This is a genomic window from Gemmatimonadota bacterium (assembly GCA_009841265.1).
In the GTDB taxonomy this organism is placed as follows: domain Bacteria; phylum JAAXHH01; class JAAXHH01; order JAAXHH01; family JAAXHH01; genus JAAXHH01.
Genome location: VXMB01000009.1, coordinates 1,331,166 through 1,346,943, shown reverse-complemented (window position 1 = coordinate 1,346,943; position 15,778 = coordinate 1,331,166). Strand labels below are relative to the sequence as shown.

The window sequence follows — 15,778 nt, the reverse complement described above, 5'->3', positions numbered from 1 at the left end:
AGTTGGGATTCATTCATTTTTCCGGAGTCAGACATGGCATCAGAGATCTACGACGTGGCAGTGGTCGGCGGCGGCCCCGGGGGGTACGTTTCGGCGATTCGGGCGGCCCAACTGGGCTTGAAATCGGTGGTGATCGAGAAGGACAAGCCTGGCGGCGTGTGCCTTAACTGGGGGTGCATTCCCACCAAGGCGCTGCTGAAGAACGCCGAGCTTGTACTGACCCTGCGCCACGCCGAAGATTACGGCATTTCCTGCGACAACCTGCGATTCGACATGGGTAAGGCCGTGCAGCGCAGCCGCAAGGCCGCCGACACACTGGCCGGCGGCATCAAGTTCCTCCTCAAGAAGAACAAGGTGGATCTCGTCAGCGGCCACGGCCGCCTGGCTTCGGCCACTTCCGTCGACGTGACGAACGGCAAGGGTGAAACGCAGACCGTGAACGCCCGTTCGATCGTCCTGGCGACGGGTTCGCGCTCCAAGGCGATCCCGGCCGTCCCGGTGGACGGAAAGCGGATCATCACCAGTACCGAGGCCATGCTGATCGAAGAGCCGCCCGGGTCGATGACCATCATAGGCGGCGGTGCGATCGGCGTGGAGTTCGCTTACTATTACGCGGCCTACGGCACCGAGGTGACCATCGTCGAGATGCTTCCTCACCTGCTGCCCGTGGAAGACGAGGAGATCAGCGAAACGCTGGAAAAGAGCTTCGCGAAACTGGGTATCGGGATCAAGACCGGCGCGCGCGTCGAATCGGCCGAATCGGGTTCGGACGGCACCTCGGTGACCGTAACCGTCGACGGGAAAGAAGAGACGCTGAAAGCCGACGTCACGCTACTGGCCATCGGCCGCGACGCGAATATCGAGGATATCGGGCTGGAAGCACTCGGCGTCGAGACCGACCGGGGCTTCATCAAGGTGGATGATGAGTGCCGGACGACGGTGTCCGGCGTGTACGCCATCGGCGACGTCACGGGCCCGCCCCTCCTCGCCCACAAGGCGTCCGCGGAAGGGATTAACCTGGTGGAGCGGCTCGCGGGCCATCCATCGGCGCCTATCGATCGCGAGAACATCCCCGCGTGCACCTATTGCCAGCCCCAGGTCGCCAGCGTCGGCCTGACCGAGGCGCAGGCCGCCGCGGAACGGGAAATCCAGGTTTTCAGAATGCCCTATCGCTCCAGCGGCAAGGCCGTGGCAGCCGGCCAGACGGACGGCATGGTCAAGCTGATCGCGGACGCGAAATACGGCGAGATCCTCGGCGCGCACATCATCGGGGCGGACGCCACCGAACTGATCGGGGAGATCTGCACCGCGCGCACGCTTGAATCGACCACCCGGGAACTCCACAAGACCATTCACGCCCACCCCACGCTGTCGGAACTGGTCATGGAAGCCGCCGCCGGGTTGGAAGGCGCGGCGATCCACATCTAGGGCTGCCCGCATGCCTTGCTCGGCCCGCTTTTTCCTCGCCGCCTTCGTCCTCATCGCCGGGACTGCGGTCCTGGGTTGCGATGCCGGACCGGGGCCTCCCTCAAACAGGCTGTCTGGAGAAACCAGCCTCTATCTGCGCGCCCACGCCCGGAATCCGGTGGATTGGCATCCCTGGGACGCGGAGGCGATCGAACGCGCCCGCGGGGAGGGGAAACCCATCTTCCTTTCCGTCGGCTACGCGACCTGCTACTGGTGCCACTTCATGGAGCGCGAGGTGTTCTCCGACCTCGACATCGCCGCGGTCATGAACGCCCATTTCGTAAACATCAAGGTAGACCGGGAAGAACGGCCGGATATAGACGAGATCTACATGACGGCCACCCAGCTCATCACGGGCGGCGGCGGCTGGCCCAATTCGGTGTTCCTCACGCCGGATCTCGAACCGTTTTTCGCCGGTACGTATTTCCCGCCGGAAGACCTGCCCGGCCGGCCCGGTTTCCCCCGCGTGCTGAACCTGTTGAGAGACGCCTGGGAAAACCGCAGGGACGACCTGGTCGAACAGGCGGGCCGGGTGGCCGAAGCGATCCGTTCGTTTCAGCGCGACCAGGTCGCGTCCGACGGGACGGCCGAACCGGACGACGCCACCCTGGCCGTCGCCCGGTCTCACCTGAAGACGCGTTACGACGCCGTAAACGGCGGATTCGGTCCCGCGCCCAAGTTCCCGGCGTCGTTGCGTATCGAACTGGCGCTGAGCGCATACGAACGCACCGGCGACAGGTCCCTGCTGGCCATGGCCACCCACACCCTGGACGTCATGATGCGGGGCGGCCTCTACGACCACGTGGGTGGTGGATTTCACCGGTATGCCACGGATTCTGCCTGGCGCATACCCCATTTCGAGAAGATGCTGTACAACCAGGCGGATCTCGCCCGGGTCTACCTGCTTGCCTTTGTCATGACCGGCGACACAGCGTACCGTGCCGCCGCCGAAGACGTGCTCGCCTTTGTCCAGAGGGAGATGCAGTCCGTCGACGGTGCGTTCCACGCGTCGGTGGATTCCGAGACCGACGCCGTGGAGGGCCGGTACTACCTCTGGTCCGAGGCGGAGATCACGGAGACGCTCGGGGCGGACGCCGACGTGTTTCTGGGTAGGTATGGACTGACGCCGATGCCCGGGGTGGAAATCGACTCGGACGTTCCCGCCGGATCCGGCGTCCTGTACGTCCGGGAGGAAGCGGACTCGACCGGACCTTTCGCCGGCCTGGAAGCCATGCGCGAAGTGCTGCGGTCGGCGCGGTCGAAGCGCAAGCGTCCCGTGGTGGACCCCAAGGTGATCGCGGCCTGGAACGGCCAGATGATCGACGCCTTCGCCTACGCGGGGCTTGTGACCGGAGACGGGCGGTACATTGAAACGGCCGCGCGGGCAGCGGACTTCATGCTCGACCGGCTCTGGGACGACGAACTCGGCCTCTACCGGATCTATTCCGACGGTGCGGTTCGCAGACGCGCTTTCCAGGAGGATTATGCCTGCCTGATCGGAGGGTTGCTCAGTCTGTACGAGGCCAGTGCGGATTCCCGCTGGCTTGTCGCGGCCGAAACGCTCACGAACCGGATGAACGAGCGCTTCTGGGATCCGGATACCGGCGGGTACTACTTCGGGGAATCTGAGGAATACCAGCTCCTGCGCACGAGAAACGCCTTCGACGGGGCCCGGGCATCGGGGAACGGCGTGGCCGCCCGGGTGCTGCTCTCACTGGCGCGCCACACCGGCGATACGCGGTACCGTACGCGGGCCTCGCGTCTCTTCAGTGCCTATGCCGCGTCCATGAAGGAGGTCCCCGGTCGGTTCACCTCCATGATTCTTGCGTTGCAGGCTTATTTGCACGGTGAATGGGATGGGGTGCGCACGGGAGACGGGGCCGGCGGACCCAATGCTGCGGTCGGCGGCGCCCGCGAAGTCGGCGGACCAAATGCTGTGGTCGACGGCGCCGAGACCGGATTCGGCGGCAACGCGAAGGTCGAGGCCTACCTGAACGCCGTGCCGGGCCCGCGCGACGGGGAGTTTGACGCGACCGTATCGATCCGTATCGAGGACGGCTGGCACATTATCGGCGACAGGACCGATGTACAGGGCCTGGTTCCCACGGCCCTGACGTTCAATGCGGATCTGCCCATCCGGACCGCCGCGGTCTCCTATCCACCGGCGGATACGCTGCGGTTCGGCTTCTCCGATGTTCCGGTGGAAGTGTACCAGGGGGAAATCCGGCTGACCGCTCGAATCGAAGTGGACTCCAGACTGCTGGCGGAAGGCGGATCGCTCGCCGAAGACGGGCGACTTTACGCGACTCTGTACTACCAGGCCTGTAACGACGCCGTCTGCCTGGCGCCTGAGGAGAAGGCCCTGTCCGCCCCGCTCGATCCGTGAAAGGCCTCCGGGAGGACCGCCGCGCGCCGAGAGGTCCGCGGCCCTCCGGCGGATGGCCTGAAACCCGCCGCCAGCCCCGAACGGGTCGTGAAAGCAGTTGCCGAATACATCCGCAATGGTGTACAGTAACGGGAATACCGGACTTACACAGGATTCGCCATGCCTGAGACCCATCTCGAGGCCGACCCGCGACTGAGCGCACCGATGCGCCGGCATCTCCGTTCGCTTCACCTGGATACGGTGGAAGCCTACAGGACCTGGTGCCGGGAGAACGGTTTCAACATCCGCCTCAACAAGACCCTGCCGCAGCGCCGTCGGGAACTGGCCTCGTCGCAAAAGACCACGAAACAGCACCGGATCGACGCGGAACTCGAGGCGCATATCACCGCCCTGGGTCTGGGTACCGTCGCGGAGTACCAGGCATGGTGCCGGGCGCACGGTGCCGGGGACGGCCTGCAGAAAAGCAAGGCGCAACGCCGGCAGGAGATCCAGTTGGGGCAGCAGGCGCGCAGCCGGGAGAAGGCCGACCGGTCGTCCGCCAGCCAGCACCGCAGGCGCCGGAAAGACCTGCTGAAGCGGATCGCCGCCGGTGAGGTCGACGACCGGGAACTCACCAGTCCCGTACTGCTCCGGGTGCGCCATCTCTTTCAGAACGCGCCGCTCGATCCGAAGGCCCGATCCGCTTTCCTGACGCTCCTCCTGCACGTCGAAAGACAGGGCAGACTGTTTCATCTCAAGCCGGTGGTGCCTCAATACGGGCCGCAGCCGGCCAACAATTACGTGGACGGGCTGGCGTCGCTGGCCGCCTGGCACGACCGCTGGATCCGAAAGGTCGAGTCGTGGAAACCGGACAGCCACAACGGCCGGCGGCAGTTCGGCGCGCTGGCACGACATCTCCTGGCCGAATACGACGTGCCCGCGTGCATGGATACGGCATTCTTCGCGGGTATGGATTCCGAGGCGAATACCCGGCAGGATTGGTTCGTTCATGTCGGTACCGGCCAGAACATTCGCAAGGCCGCCATCCCGCTACGATTCACCAAGCGCATGGCCCATGCTTTCATCGTGTCCGCACCGACCGGATACACGGTGGACGCGGCCCTTCGCTGGGCCCAGGTGATCGGGATGGGCGGCGACGACCTGCTGGCGGAGGCGGTCTGCGATTCGATGCTCGGTGAGAGGTTCGAGGAGGGACCGTTCTGGGAGACCGTACTGCACTTCTTCGTGAACCATCCCATGCTCGACGTGGCGCACGTGGGACCGATCGTCGACTACGTCCATCACCGGCGGACGGTCGCCCAGGAGCGGAGGGACCCGGACGGAAGCGTTCGTCTCATCGATCCGCCCGAACCGGATTTCACCATGAAGGGCCGAACGCCCGAATCCATGCTGCGGCGGGTGGACGCCTGGCACCGCGGGTTGAATCGATCTCAGCCCAGGAAACCCCGCCAGTGGGCATCCTGCGGGGTAGATGGGTACACGTGGGTGGACGAGGACGAAAGGGCGGGGGAGATCCGGACCTGGCGTATCGAGGAGATCCGCAACAGCCGGGACCTGGCCTACGAGGGCAAGCACATGAAGCACTGCGTGGCTTCGTATCTGACCTCCTGCGCGAATGGGACCCGGTCCATCTGGTCCATGAAGGTCGATTACCTGGGATCCGGAGCGACCAGAAACGTGTTGACCATCGAACTGCTCAACAACAGGAAGTACATCCGGCAGGTGCGTGGTCGCAGCAACAGCCGGCCCCTGGACGCCCACAGCGGTCGCGCGCAGGAAGGCTGGAACGTGCTGACCATGTGGGCGGACCAGGAGGGCCTGACGCTTCCGGGCGCAAGGTCGTGGGCCATGCGCAGGATTTAGCTAGAAAGAAAGCGACGGCATTTGGGCGGCCGCATGGGAAGCGGCAAGGAATGCCGTCGCTTAGATGATTGGATATGCTCCCGCGGGGCGCCGGAGTCATATCGAATCCTTGATCATTGGCGGGCCATCGATCGTGGCCGTGATGCAATCACATGTTCGATGTCCGCCTGTACTACTTTGTTAGACTCCGGAACGCCGAAAAAGATGCATTAAATCGGTCGTGGCCTACGTATACACGTTCCCGGAAAAACAGGACCCTGCCCGAACGATGCCTATCGAAACGATTACCTTTCTCGCGGCGATTACGGGCTACGCCGGGTTGACCGCGAACATGGTCCTGGTGGCCGCAGGCCGGCACCGGCCAATACACATGACGCCGGTCGCGCTGATCGTCTTCGCCCATGTGCTGATGGTCTGGCACTACCGGTACGAATGGGAGATCGCCCTGGCCACGCGAAACGGGTACGCGGGGTTCGTTATATTCCATGCCGCGCTGCTCGGCATCGTGGCCGCCCCGCTGGCCGGGAACCTGTGGGCAAAGCGGCTCGTGGCCTTCTCGTTCCTCGTCGCCGCCATGGGAGCCAGCGGCGCCGTAATGCGTTACGACGAAGTGGCGGTATACCGTCTGCCCGTTTTCGTATGCGATCTCGTCGGCCTTTCCGCGCTGGCTTACTGGATATTCGGACGGTCCAGACCCTAGGAGGACTCAGCGATGATGAGCCTGGCTGAACAGAAGGCCTTTTTCGAGGAAGAGGGATATCTGGTCGTTGAAGGCGTGCTGTCTGAAGACGAATTGGCCGCGTGCCACGAGGAAATCGAACGCCTGCACCGGGTATCGGCGGAACTCGAGTCCGCCGGCGATCCGGCATCCTCGCAATTCCAGCGCGAGCCTTACGCGAAGGGTGCGAACCGGCCGGACGGCCTGCCCGTACTGAGGAAAATCGAAAACACACGGGAGATCTCGACGTTCTTTCGCGACCTCTCCGTCCATCCCAGGCTGCTCCGGGTGGTGGGTGGATTGCTCGGTCCCGACCTGCTGCTCTTCCGCAGCACCCTGATGCTCAAGCCGGCCTTTCACGGCTCCGCCCATGCGCCGCACCAAGATTCGGCTTATTGGCCCATCGAACCGCCCGCGCTCGTGACCGTCAGCATCGCCCTGAACGACGCCACGACCGAGAACGGCTGCTTCAAAGTCATCCCGCGCAGCCACACCTGGGGGTTGAAAGACTGGGGTCTTATCGCGCAGGCACAGGATGCGGAGCCCGCGCATGAGCGCGACCTGCAGGATGCCCATCAGGTCGAGGTGCCGCTGAAGGCCGGCAGCGCGCTCTTTTTCCACAGCCTGATGGTACACGGATCCGGTCCCAACCGGTCCCCCCACCCCCGCAATACGGCGCTATACGCCTACTTCCCACCCCATGTCCGCTACGTCCCCGGCAAGGGCGGCCCCAGGGAGAAAACCTATCCGGTGGCGTGCGGTCTGGATGGCAGGAAGACCTTCACGCTGGAGCCCGCGGGTCAGCAGGTTCAGGCCGGACCAGGATCATCTTCCCATGTTGAAACAAAAAAAGTGAATTAAACTTCCGTTTGAAATAATAATAAACTATATAGTAACTATACATCCTGTTTAATGATGGCATCCCGGCTTCCGCACCGGCTGCTGTTCATGCACGCACCCGTTCCTTAAGACCAGTCCGCACCGAATCGGGAGAGTATTCATGCGAAACACGGAAGCACAAGAGACCTGCGAAGTACTGAATGAACTGCGTGGCGAGCTGCACGAGGTGGTCATCCTGTTGTCGACGATCGCCAGGCACATCGACGACTTTCGTTACGAGACCCACAAGTTGAACCGGTATCTACGCAACATCCCGCGCGAAGAACAGTCGAGCGCATAGGCCACCCAGGCTGACCATGCCGGCCAGGCTGACCATGCCGGCCAGGCTGACCGCGAGCTTTCGATGTACTATGACCAGGGTTCGTTCGATATCCGGTGCGAGTGGGGCATGGAGGGGCTTCAGGAACTGCTGCCCGTCAGCCGGGCCGTGGTCATTGTCGACGTCCTGTCCTTTACCACCAGTGTGGACATTGCCGCGGGAAACGGCGCGCTGGTCTACCCGTTCCGTAGCAAGGACCATTCGGCGGTGGCCTACGCCAGGTCCCTGAATGCCCAGTTGGCCAATGCCACCCGGGAATACGAAGGGGGCGGCTATTCGCTTTCCCCCTCCTCCCTGGTGGACATGCAAGCCGGCACTGCGCTTGTCCTGCCCTCTCCCAACGGGTCTACCTTATCCTTGTCGACCGGCGATATCCCCACATTCGCCGGCTGCCTACGGAACGCAACAGCCCTTGCCGGCGTTCTGCGGCAATACGAAACCGGCATCAGTATCATTGCCGCGGGGGAACGCTGGAAGCAACAGCAGACCCTCAGGCCCGCGATCGAGGACCTGATCGGCGCAGGGGCCGTCATCCACGCGCTGGAAGGCACCCGTTCGCCGGAAGCCGAAACCGCCGCCCGGGTTTTCGAGGCGTTCAGGGACGATCTGGAAACGGTCCTTTGTGGATCGGGTTCCGGCAAAGAGTTGATCGGCAGGGGATTCGCGGAGGATGTGCGGCTTGCCGCGGCTTTGGACGCGAGCCGTTGCGTTTCGGTGTTGAAGGACGGAGCGTACCGGTCATATCACGCACCCGGCAGCGCCGATGCGTGATTGCAGGTTCCTCACACTTCGTACGCCTGCCACGTACCCAGACAACCGTGACCGCGTCTCACGTGAAGCAGCCGTTTTTCGGGTTCGGCGATGTACCCTGAAATCGAGTGCATCCCGACCGCACCGTGCCGGCAGATCCCGCCGGGATCGTTTTCGTGATCGGCCAGGATTTCTTTGATCGTTTCGACGGTGATCGTCCCCCAACGCGCCTGGACCAGTTGCCGGATGCGGTCCAGTCGGGGACACGAATCCGGCAGGAATCCGGTTTCATGACCGGCGAACGCGGGGGTCAGGTAGTGATTGGTGTGCAGGCAGGCGTCCGGATGGGCGTCCCGGTACCGGGCAATGCCCTCGGGCCGTATTTCCACGGTATCGATGTGTCCCTGTCCGTCGCACAGCACCAGGTTGGCGGCCGAACAGGTGCGGTGCCGGGAAAGAAGTGCCACGCAGTCTTCGACCGTCCGCTGCTCCAGGACCAGGCGCTTGATCGGGTAATGGGGCAGTCCCATCCTCCAGGTACATCCATAGAGGGCATTGGCGAAATGGGCCACGCCGTGCTCGTTCATTCCGGAATAACCCAGCTGGCCGGCAAAGGTGAACATCAACGCCCGGGGCCGACCGTCGCCGGGTCTTACCCGTAACAACAGCGCGACGTCGGCGTATTCCGGCTCGAGGTCCTGGTTCTGTCCCGCCAGCGTGTTCCCATCGGCCGTGGCCGACCGCGTCAGCGCGAAGGCGGTGCAGGCCCCGACCGATTGCTGCGCGGCCTCGGCGCGGGCCTGGCACAGGACCGCTTCTTCCAGGCTGATGCCCGCACCTGCCGCCAAGCCCCGAACCTCTTCCGAGAAGGCCGGACTCAGGCGCTCCATCAGCGGCCAGAAACTCATGGCGTTCCGGCACAGCGCATCCCGGGACATCCCGGTCAACCGCTCGATCCACCGCAGGTACCGCTGGACGAGACCAGCTGCCTGCGCGCCGTGCTGATAGCCCATCTCGTAGCCGCTGCCCTCGACTTCGATCAGCGGGAAATTGTGATCAGGCATGGTGTCTTTACCGGGTTTCAATGCCGGTTCTCCCGGTACGTCCAGGACCGCCATCCCTGCAGCATCGGGAAATACAGGCCCAGGTTGACCGGCCCGGATTCCAGCGACTGCATGACGCCCGCATAGCCCTCCAACTGGCTTCGGTACCGCTGCTGTTCGTTATCCAGAAAGCCCTCGAGATCTCCGCCGGTATGGGCGCTGGTCTTGTAGTCGATGATCCAGCGCGTCCCTTCGAAGACGAAGGTCCGGTCCACGACGTACTGTCGGGGCCGACCGTTGAGGACCGTGGTAAGGGCGAGTTCTCTTTCGTCGTGGGCGTGCCGGGACAGAATCCAGCGTCCCCTTTCGTCGGCAACAATGTTCCCCAGGGCGGAAAGCGCCCGGGAAACCGCCTCGTCCAGCTTTTCGCCCGCCAGCCCTTGCTGCCGGAGCGCCGTGCGAAGCCTGTCCTCGCTGAAGTCCAGGAGATCCGGCGCGTACATACGCTGCAGCATCTGGTGCACGACGACGCCTACCCGGCGCTGAAGTTCGGTTACCCATTCGAAGGTGGGATGTCCCGGCTCTTCGCCTTCGGGATCCGACGGATCGTAGAGCGGTTTGAAGTCGATGTCTTCGGGCAGCGGCCCGGGCGTCCAGCCCGCTACCAGGCGTCGGAGCGGCACTCCCAGGGTTTTCGCCGCGGCCGTGTCACTTTCCGGATCTTTTCCTTCGTAGTCCTTCAGCGCTTCCATGAAATCCGGTTCCACCGCGTGCCAGATTCTTGCCAGCAGCGTCCGCGAACTCGGTATCTTCAGGGATTCGTTCTCCGGATCGGGTACGGCGTGTCCGAGCAGATGCAGGCATTTCCGGGCCCGGGTGGCGGCCACGTAGAGCAGCCGGGTCCTTTCGTTCTCGCGTTTTTGCGTTTCAATGCGGGCCAGGTAGGCGTAGAGTGGGTCCTTTTCGCCGCCGGTAGCGCGAATAGGCGCCAGTAGAAGGCGGGACTGCCTGCCGCGTGCGTATTCGTGCCACATAAGCAACCTCGGGTCCTCCGATCGGGGAAGGCGGCCCAGGCCGGGCAGGATGACCGTATCGAACTCCAGCCCCTTGGCCCGGTGAATGGTCAGCAGCTGCACGTCCCCGGCGGCTTCGATGTCGGAAGGCGCGAAAAGGCGCGCGACGTCATCGGCGAAGGCCTTCTCGTCCGGGATTCCCAGGCCGTCCTGAACCCGTTCCAGGAGATCGAGAAAAGCGGTGGCGTCTTCGCGTTCGGTCCGGGTCTCCAGGCAGGCCGGTCCGCCCAGCGCGGACCAGACGCCTTCCACCAGCCGGCGGATGGGCAGCCTGGCGCGGAGAGCGAAGGCATCGGCGAGTACGGGCATCATGCGGTCAATCCTGGATCGGGCGTCCGGTGACAGCCGCTCCCGCCGCGCAGGATCCTGAAGAAGATCCCATACCGTGGACGGGGCGTTGACTCCGGCAAGGGCCTCGAGGTCCGTCAACGTGAGGCCGCACCAAGGCGCGCGCAGGATGGCCAGCCAGGCCACCCGGTCGCCGGGATGCAGGAGCGCCCGCGTGAGCGCGAGCAGGTCCCGCACCACGGGACGGTCCCCCAGGGCGTCGATCTCCAAGGCGCGGAATCTCACCCCGTTCCTTCTCAGGGCGGAAACGATACCGGCCAGATGACTGCGGGCGTGGACCAGCACGGCGATGGTCTCGTCCGGTCGGCGCGCCTGCGCGTCGGCGATAATCTCAATGACGCGTTCGGCTTCGGCCTCCTGGTCGCGTGCGAGGAAGGGATGGAAGCGGACGCAACTGTCGGGCTCGTCGGCCTTGAATGCCTCGGAGGGCTCATAGGTCACCGCACCCGAAAGGAAGTCCTCGCTCAGGGGGAATGCGTCGCGCAACACGCGGTTGACCCAATTCACGACGGGTGGATGCGAGCGGAAGTTCACCGAAAGCGCGAGAGGGACCGGGTTGACGGCGCCTACCCCGTTTTTCCGGGCCTGAAGGAAAAGCCCCACCTCCGCTTCGCGAAAACCGTAGATCGACTGCATGGGGTCGCCCACCAGGAACAGCGTCCGGCCATCATTCGGGCGCCAGTCCCTGATCAGGCGGGTGAGCAGGCCGCACTGACTCTGGGAGGTGTCCTGGAACTCGTCGATGAGCAGGTGCATGATGCGATCGTCCAGGCTCCGGGCCAGGTCGGTGGGCGCCTCGTCCGGACCCAGGGCGGCCCGCGCGCCGATGCCGATCTCCGTGAAGTCGACGCATCCTTCCTCCCGAAAGACGAGCCTGAGCTGCTCCACCGCCACGGGAAGCAGGAGCATCAGCGCGTTCAGGACGTCCCACTGCCTTTCATCGAAACGCGGAGGGGGCAGTGTGCGCAATTCGTGCAGCGATTCGGTGGTTTCCGGGTCCAGGTCGATGCGGGCAAGCCGTTCTTTGGCGTCACGGCCGACATCGGTCGCCGGGAATCCCTGGTTGACGTTCAGGGACCGGCGACGGGTTCCCTGGCCGGTCAAGAGCATCTCCGCGATACCGATCCAGGAGGGGAGCGAATCGGCATCCGAACCCGGAAACCCGGTCATCTCTTGACACGCGTTGATCGCACTCGCCCGGTTCCCCGCACGCAGGTTCGATGCCGCGAATCGGGCGAGCGCGGCGGTTTCGTCCCTGAAGTGTGGCGGGAATCCTTCACGGACATCTTCCAGGGCGCTTTCGATGACTTCCCCGAGAGAGGACTCCAGGTGGGCACGCAGCGCATCGGGGTGGGGAAGCGCCGGGTCATCGCCGGCAGCACCGGCTTCGCCCTCTGAGTCGGGCCCGCGAGGCGCCGGTGCTTCACGCAGTACACTGTGGTGCCCACGATGGGCTACGTGGCGCATCCACTGGTCCCTGGTGCCGAGCATGACGCTCAGCAGCTGCTCGACTCTTCCGAAATGGTTATCCAGGTGGGCAAGCAGTACGGCCACCGCTCCGGCGACTTCCGACGGCGCCCCTACGTCATCCAGTATGGACACCGTACGGCGGGCCGCGCGCGCGTACAGGTGTCCCGCGTCATCCACCGGCCGGAGCGCCGCGCCCATGCGGGAGACCCAGGGCATCCTGCGCACCAGCATGGCGCAGAGCGAATCGATCGTCTGGATGCGCATCCGCGCCGGATGCTCGGCCAGCCGCCAGTCCAGCCGGTCGTTTCGGGCAACGGCTTCCCGCGCGAGCTTCCAGGTGTGGGCTTCGTGCGGCGTCGTGGGCCGTGGTCCGGCGGCGCTTCCCAGGGCCGCGACGATGCGATGGCGCATCTCCGCGGCCGCCTTGCGGGTAAAGGTAATGGCCACGACCGCCTCCGGCCGGTCCACCCGGGCCAGCAAGGCCAGGAACCGCTGGATCAGCAATTCGGTCTTGCCGGACCCCGCGGGCGCCTGGACGATGAACGACCGGGCCGTATCGAGCGCTTCGAGACGTTGCTGCTGGTCCGCTGCCGGTTCAACCACGGTCATTTTCCGCTTCCTCCGGTTCGTATAGTTCCACCGTCCCCTGGCTTATCCGGCACAGGGACGGCAGTTCGCAGTACCTGCACGTCTTTGCGGGGTCCTTGGGATCCACGTGTGCCCGGCCCTCCCGGAAGCCGCGGCCTAGTACATCCAGCACCGTCCTCCAGTCGCTAATGGTCTGGGCAATCGGCGGCTGCTTTTCCGGTACCCGGACCCCCGGTGCGATATCCGGAGATTCGGCCAACCCCCTGAACCCCAGGTCGCCCGTCCGCAGCCTTGCGAACAGGACGCCCGCCACGTCGGCTTCCGCAGTAACGGCGTAAATAGGCAACTGGGGTTCGTCCGGTCTCGCACCCGCCCAGTCGGCGGGACCGCATTCCCCGGACTTGTAGTCCAGGATGACCAGCTTACCGTCCTCCAGGCGGTCCACCCGATCCACCTGGATTTTCACCTCAATGCCGCCGACTTCGACCGGCCGAATCTCCTCCTGGTCGACTACCGTGAATGGCTTCCGCTGCTGTTCCAGCTTCATCCATTCACCGATCATGCGCACCAGCCTGACCTGCTCGATTTCCGCAAGACGGGGATTGCGCGCAAGCCGGCCGCCCAGGATCCTTCGGACCTCGGGTTCGACGTGACCGCGTACCAGGTCCGCCAGCCCCTCTTCCGTCGCCGAGAGCAGGTGCCCGTGTGACTTCAGCCGTCCCCAGACCCGTTCGAGCACGCGGTGCAGGAGCCTTCCCCGGTCGAGCGCGTTCAGGCCGGGTTCTGGTTCCTCCAGCGCCCTGGCGCCGAGCCGCAGTTCGGCAAAGGCCTTGAACGGGCAGGCCGCCTGGAGCTTGAACAGGAAGGTCCCGCCCCTGAGCGTCCCGTCACCGCACGCCGGTCCGTAGTGGTCGTCCAGCACCTCCAGCGCGGAATCGCCGGAGATCCCTTCCTCGTCGCCGCAGAACCCTTCCCCACCGCCGGGCAGCGGCGGGATCCCCAGGCCGGCGGCCGAGGTTTCGGGCAGCATGCGGACGAGCGGACTGAAGGCCAGGTCCGCATCCTCTTCCCGTTCGGGGTAGCTGACGACGACGGAAGGCGCGGACGAGAGCAGGCGTCCGGTGAGCATGCGGGTGAACTCGAGTACCCGGTTCGGCGATGAACCGGGGAGGCCGTAGCGGCGCTGAAGGCGTACCGGAATGAACGGGTCGGGCACGGGGTCGGCCGGCCAGGCGCCGTCATGAAGGCCCATCAACCAGAGCCGGTCGAAACGGAGGCCGGAGCTTTCGAAAACGCCCAGGATCTGGACGGGGGCCGGCGCTGATTCCGGCTGAAACTGCCTGGCCGAAGCCAGGTTCCGCAGCACGTCTACGGCCTGGTGGAGCGAAATGCGTCCGAACACGTCGTCCAGATTGGCCAGATTGGAGAGCAACTCGCGCCAGACTTCAAGGGTCTGGTATTCGATACTGTCGAGCGTGCGGTCACCGGGCCATCCGATGTCGCGAAGGAAGGCGGAAAGGACCGGCGCCCAGTCGCTGGGCAGCCGCGAATCCTGAAGCGTCCCGTACTTCTCCGACCAGGTCGCGAGGAGCGTCATGAGTCCGGGACACCGGTCCGTGCCCTTTCGTTGCCGGGCCAGCCCGATCACATCCGACAGGGACACGTCCGGTGCGCCGCCGGCGCGCAGGTCCGCGTCCAGCAAGGCCCGGCCGGTCATCTCTTCCGCGGCCCCGGGCAGAAAGGGGGATCTCAGCACGTGGCCCGCGCGTTCGACGGAGAGGTCTCCGGGGTCGATTCCCAGAAACAGGAACGCTGACTGGATGACGGGATATTCATCGAGCGGCCTTCCGAGGGAAATGTTGAAGCACCGCAAAGAATCGAGGTCCGGCCGCAGCCGGTTGCGGGGGTGCATCACTTCGCCGAATACCCGTTCGATCTCGTCTTTTTGCTGTTTCAGGTCGGGCACAACGATGCCAATCCGAAACGCCGGATCGCGCGCGTCCGGATCGCTTTCCAGGCAACGGCGCGCCCATTCGGCAGCGGCGTGGATTTCCCGGCCAGCGTCGGCAAAGCCCACGCGCAAGGCGTCGCCGGCTTCATCGATCCGAGTGCGCTCCCGGACCTTTATGCCGCGTTTTCTGAGGGCGTCAATCAGGCGTTCCTGCACCGGCGAAAACTCGAGGAATCCCGCGAATTCAATCTCGTCGGGAAACGGTGCCGCGCCTCGGTCTATGAGTTCCGTTACCGACGCCGGCAGTTCGGCGCTCGAAATCCAGCCGTTACGTTGGCAACGTGCCTGGAACGCCCGGACCCAGCCCAGAAAAGTCCTGGCGTCTTCGGATTCATTCCATGCCTCGGCGTCATGCGGTATCGCCCAGCTACACAGGCGTTCCCAGGACAGGGCAGCGGCTTCCGCCGTCGAGGGAACGTCCAGCAGAGAGCCTTCGGCCATGGATCGAATGACGTCTTCCCAGATCAACCGTTCTTCGGCCGGCCCGAGCAGGCGGAGCGCCGCCAGGTCCGCTGTCGCCGGGTGATCGGAGAACAGCCCGTTCTTCCAGGTTTCCGCAAGCCATGCGGACAGCGGCAAGATCTGTGCGGTAGGCCAGGAAGGCCTACCCGCCGCCTCCTGGAACTGATCATGATCGCGACGGAGTTCGCGTGCAAGGCGGATGGTCGCGGTCAATAGGGTCATGTCGTCAAATTCCGGGTGAATTCGTAGGGCGGTTCAGGCGGAAGAACGGACGGTTTCAGCCCGTGTCCGGGGCTCAGATAAAAAAATGTGACGATGTGCGTGATTTGAGGAAAGCAGTTTCTGATTGAGCAACACCCTGTTAATAATAAAATAAATCT

Annotated in this window: 10 protein-coding genes; 7 read left to right on the top strand and 3 right to left on the bottom strand. The window is 64.4% G+C overall.

Annotated features, from left to right (window positions below; translation table 11 throughout):
- Positions 1–33 precede the first annotated feature (33 nt).
- The 7 genes from lpdA (at position 34) to F4X08_10680 (ending at position 8,424) form a co-directional block, all read left to right on the top strand.
- Positions 34–1,428, top strand: coding sequence for a dihydrolipoyl dehydrogenase (gene lpdA, locus F4X08_10710; protein ID MYD26269.1), 1,395 nt, complete (start codon positions 34–36; stop codon positions 1,426–1,428).
- Positions 1,429–1,438: 10 nt separating this feature from the next.
- Complete coding sequence (locus F4X08_10705) at positions 1,439–3,853, top strand: DUF255 domain-containing protein (protein MYD26268.1); 2,415 nt, start codon at positions 1,439–1,441, stop codon at positions 3,851–3,853.
- A 159-nt stretch (positions 3,854–4,012) separates the two neighbouring features.
- On the top strand, positions 4,013–5,716 hold the full coding sequence (locus F4X08_10700; GenBank protein ID MYD26267.1) for a hypothetical protein: 1,704 nt from the start codon (positions 4,013–4,015) through the stop codon (positions 5,714–5,716).
- 268 nt (positions 5,717–5,984) lie between these two features.
- Entirely contained in the window at positions 5,985–6,416 is a 432-nt protein-coding gene (locus tag F4X08_10695) for a hypothetical protein (GenBank protein ID MYD26266.1), read from the top strand.
- A gap of 12 nt (positions 6,417–6,428) precedes the next feature.
- Complete coding sequence (locus F4X08_10690; protein ID MYD26265.1) at positions 6,429–7,295, top strand: phytanoyl-CoA dioxygenase family protein; 867 nt, start codon at positions 6,429–6,431, stop codon at positions 7,293–7,295.
- Between the two features lie 139 nt (positions 7,296–7,434).
- Positions 7,435–7,614 carry a hypothetical protein gene (locus F4X08_10685; protein ID MYD26264.1) on the top strand — a complete coding sequence of 60 codons (180 nt, stop codon included), beginning with the start codon at positions 7,435–7,437 and terminating at the stop codon, positions 7,612–7,614.
- Between the two features lie 63 nt (positions 7,615–7,677).
- Positions 7,678–8,424: a hypothetical protein gene (locus tag F4X08_10680; GenBank protein MYD26263.1), complete on the top strand. Its 747-nt coding sequence runs from the start codon at positions 7,678–7,680 to the stop codon at positions 8,422–8,424.
- Positions 8,425–8,435: 11 nt separating this feature from the next.
- Here F4X08_10680 and F4X08_10675 read toward each other — a convergent pair whose 3' ends face one another.
- Genes F4X08_10675 through F4X08_10665 form a run of 3 tightly spaced genes read right to left on the bottom strand, consistent with a single transcriptional unit; the run spans position 8,436 to position 15,620 of the window.
- Entirely contained in the window at positions 8,436–9,521 is a 1,086-nt protein-coding gene (locus tag F4X08_10675) for a hypothetical protein (protein MYD26262.1), read from the bottom strand.
- Positions 9,485–12,946 carry an AAA family ATPase gene (locus F4X08_10670; GenBank protein ID MYD26261.1) on the bottom strand — a complete coding sequence of 1,154 codons (3,462 nt, stop codon included), beginning with the start codon at positions 12,944–12,946 and terminating at the stop codon, positions 9,485–9,487. The genes F4X08_10675 and F4X08_10670 overlap by 37 nt, the downstream gene beginning before the upstream one ends.
- Positions 12,933–15,620 (bottom strand): hypothetical protein, encoded by a 2,688-nt coding sequence (locus F4X08_10665; GenBank protein ID MYD26260.1) that lies wholly within the window; start codon positions 15,618–15,620, stop codon positions 12,933–12,935. Before F4X08_10665 ends, F4X08_10670 begins: the two co-directional genes overlap by 14 nt.
- Positions 15,621–15,778: the final 158 nt, after the last annotated feature.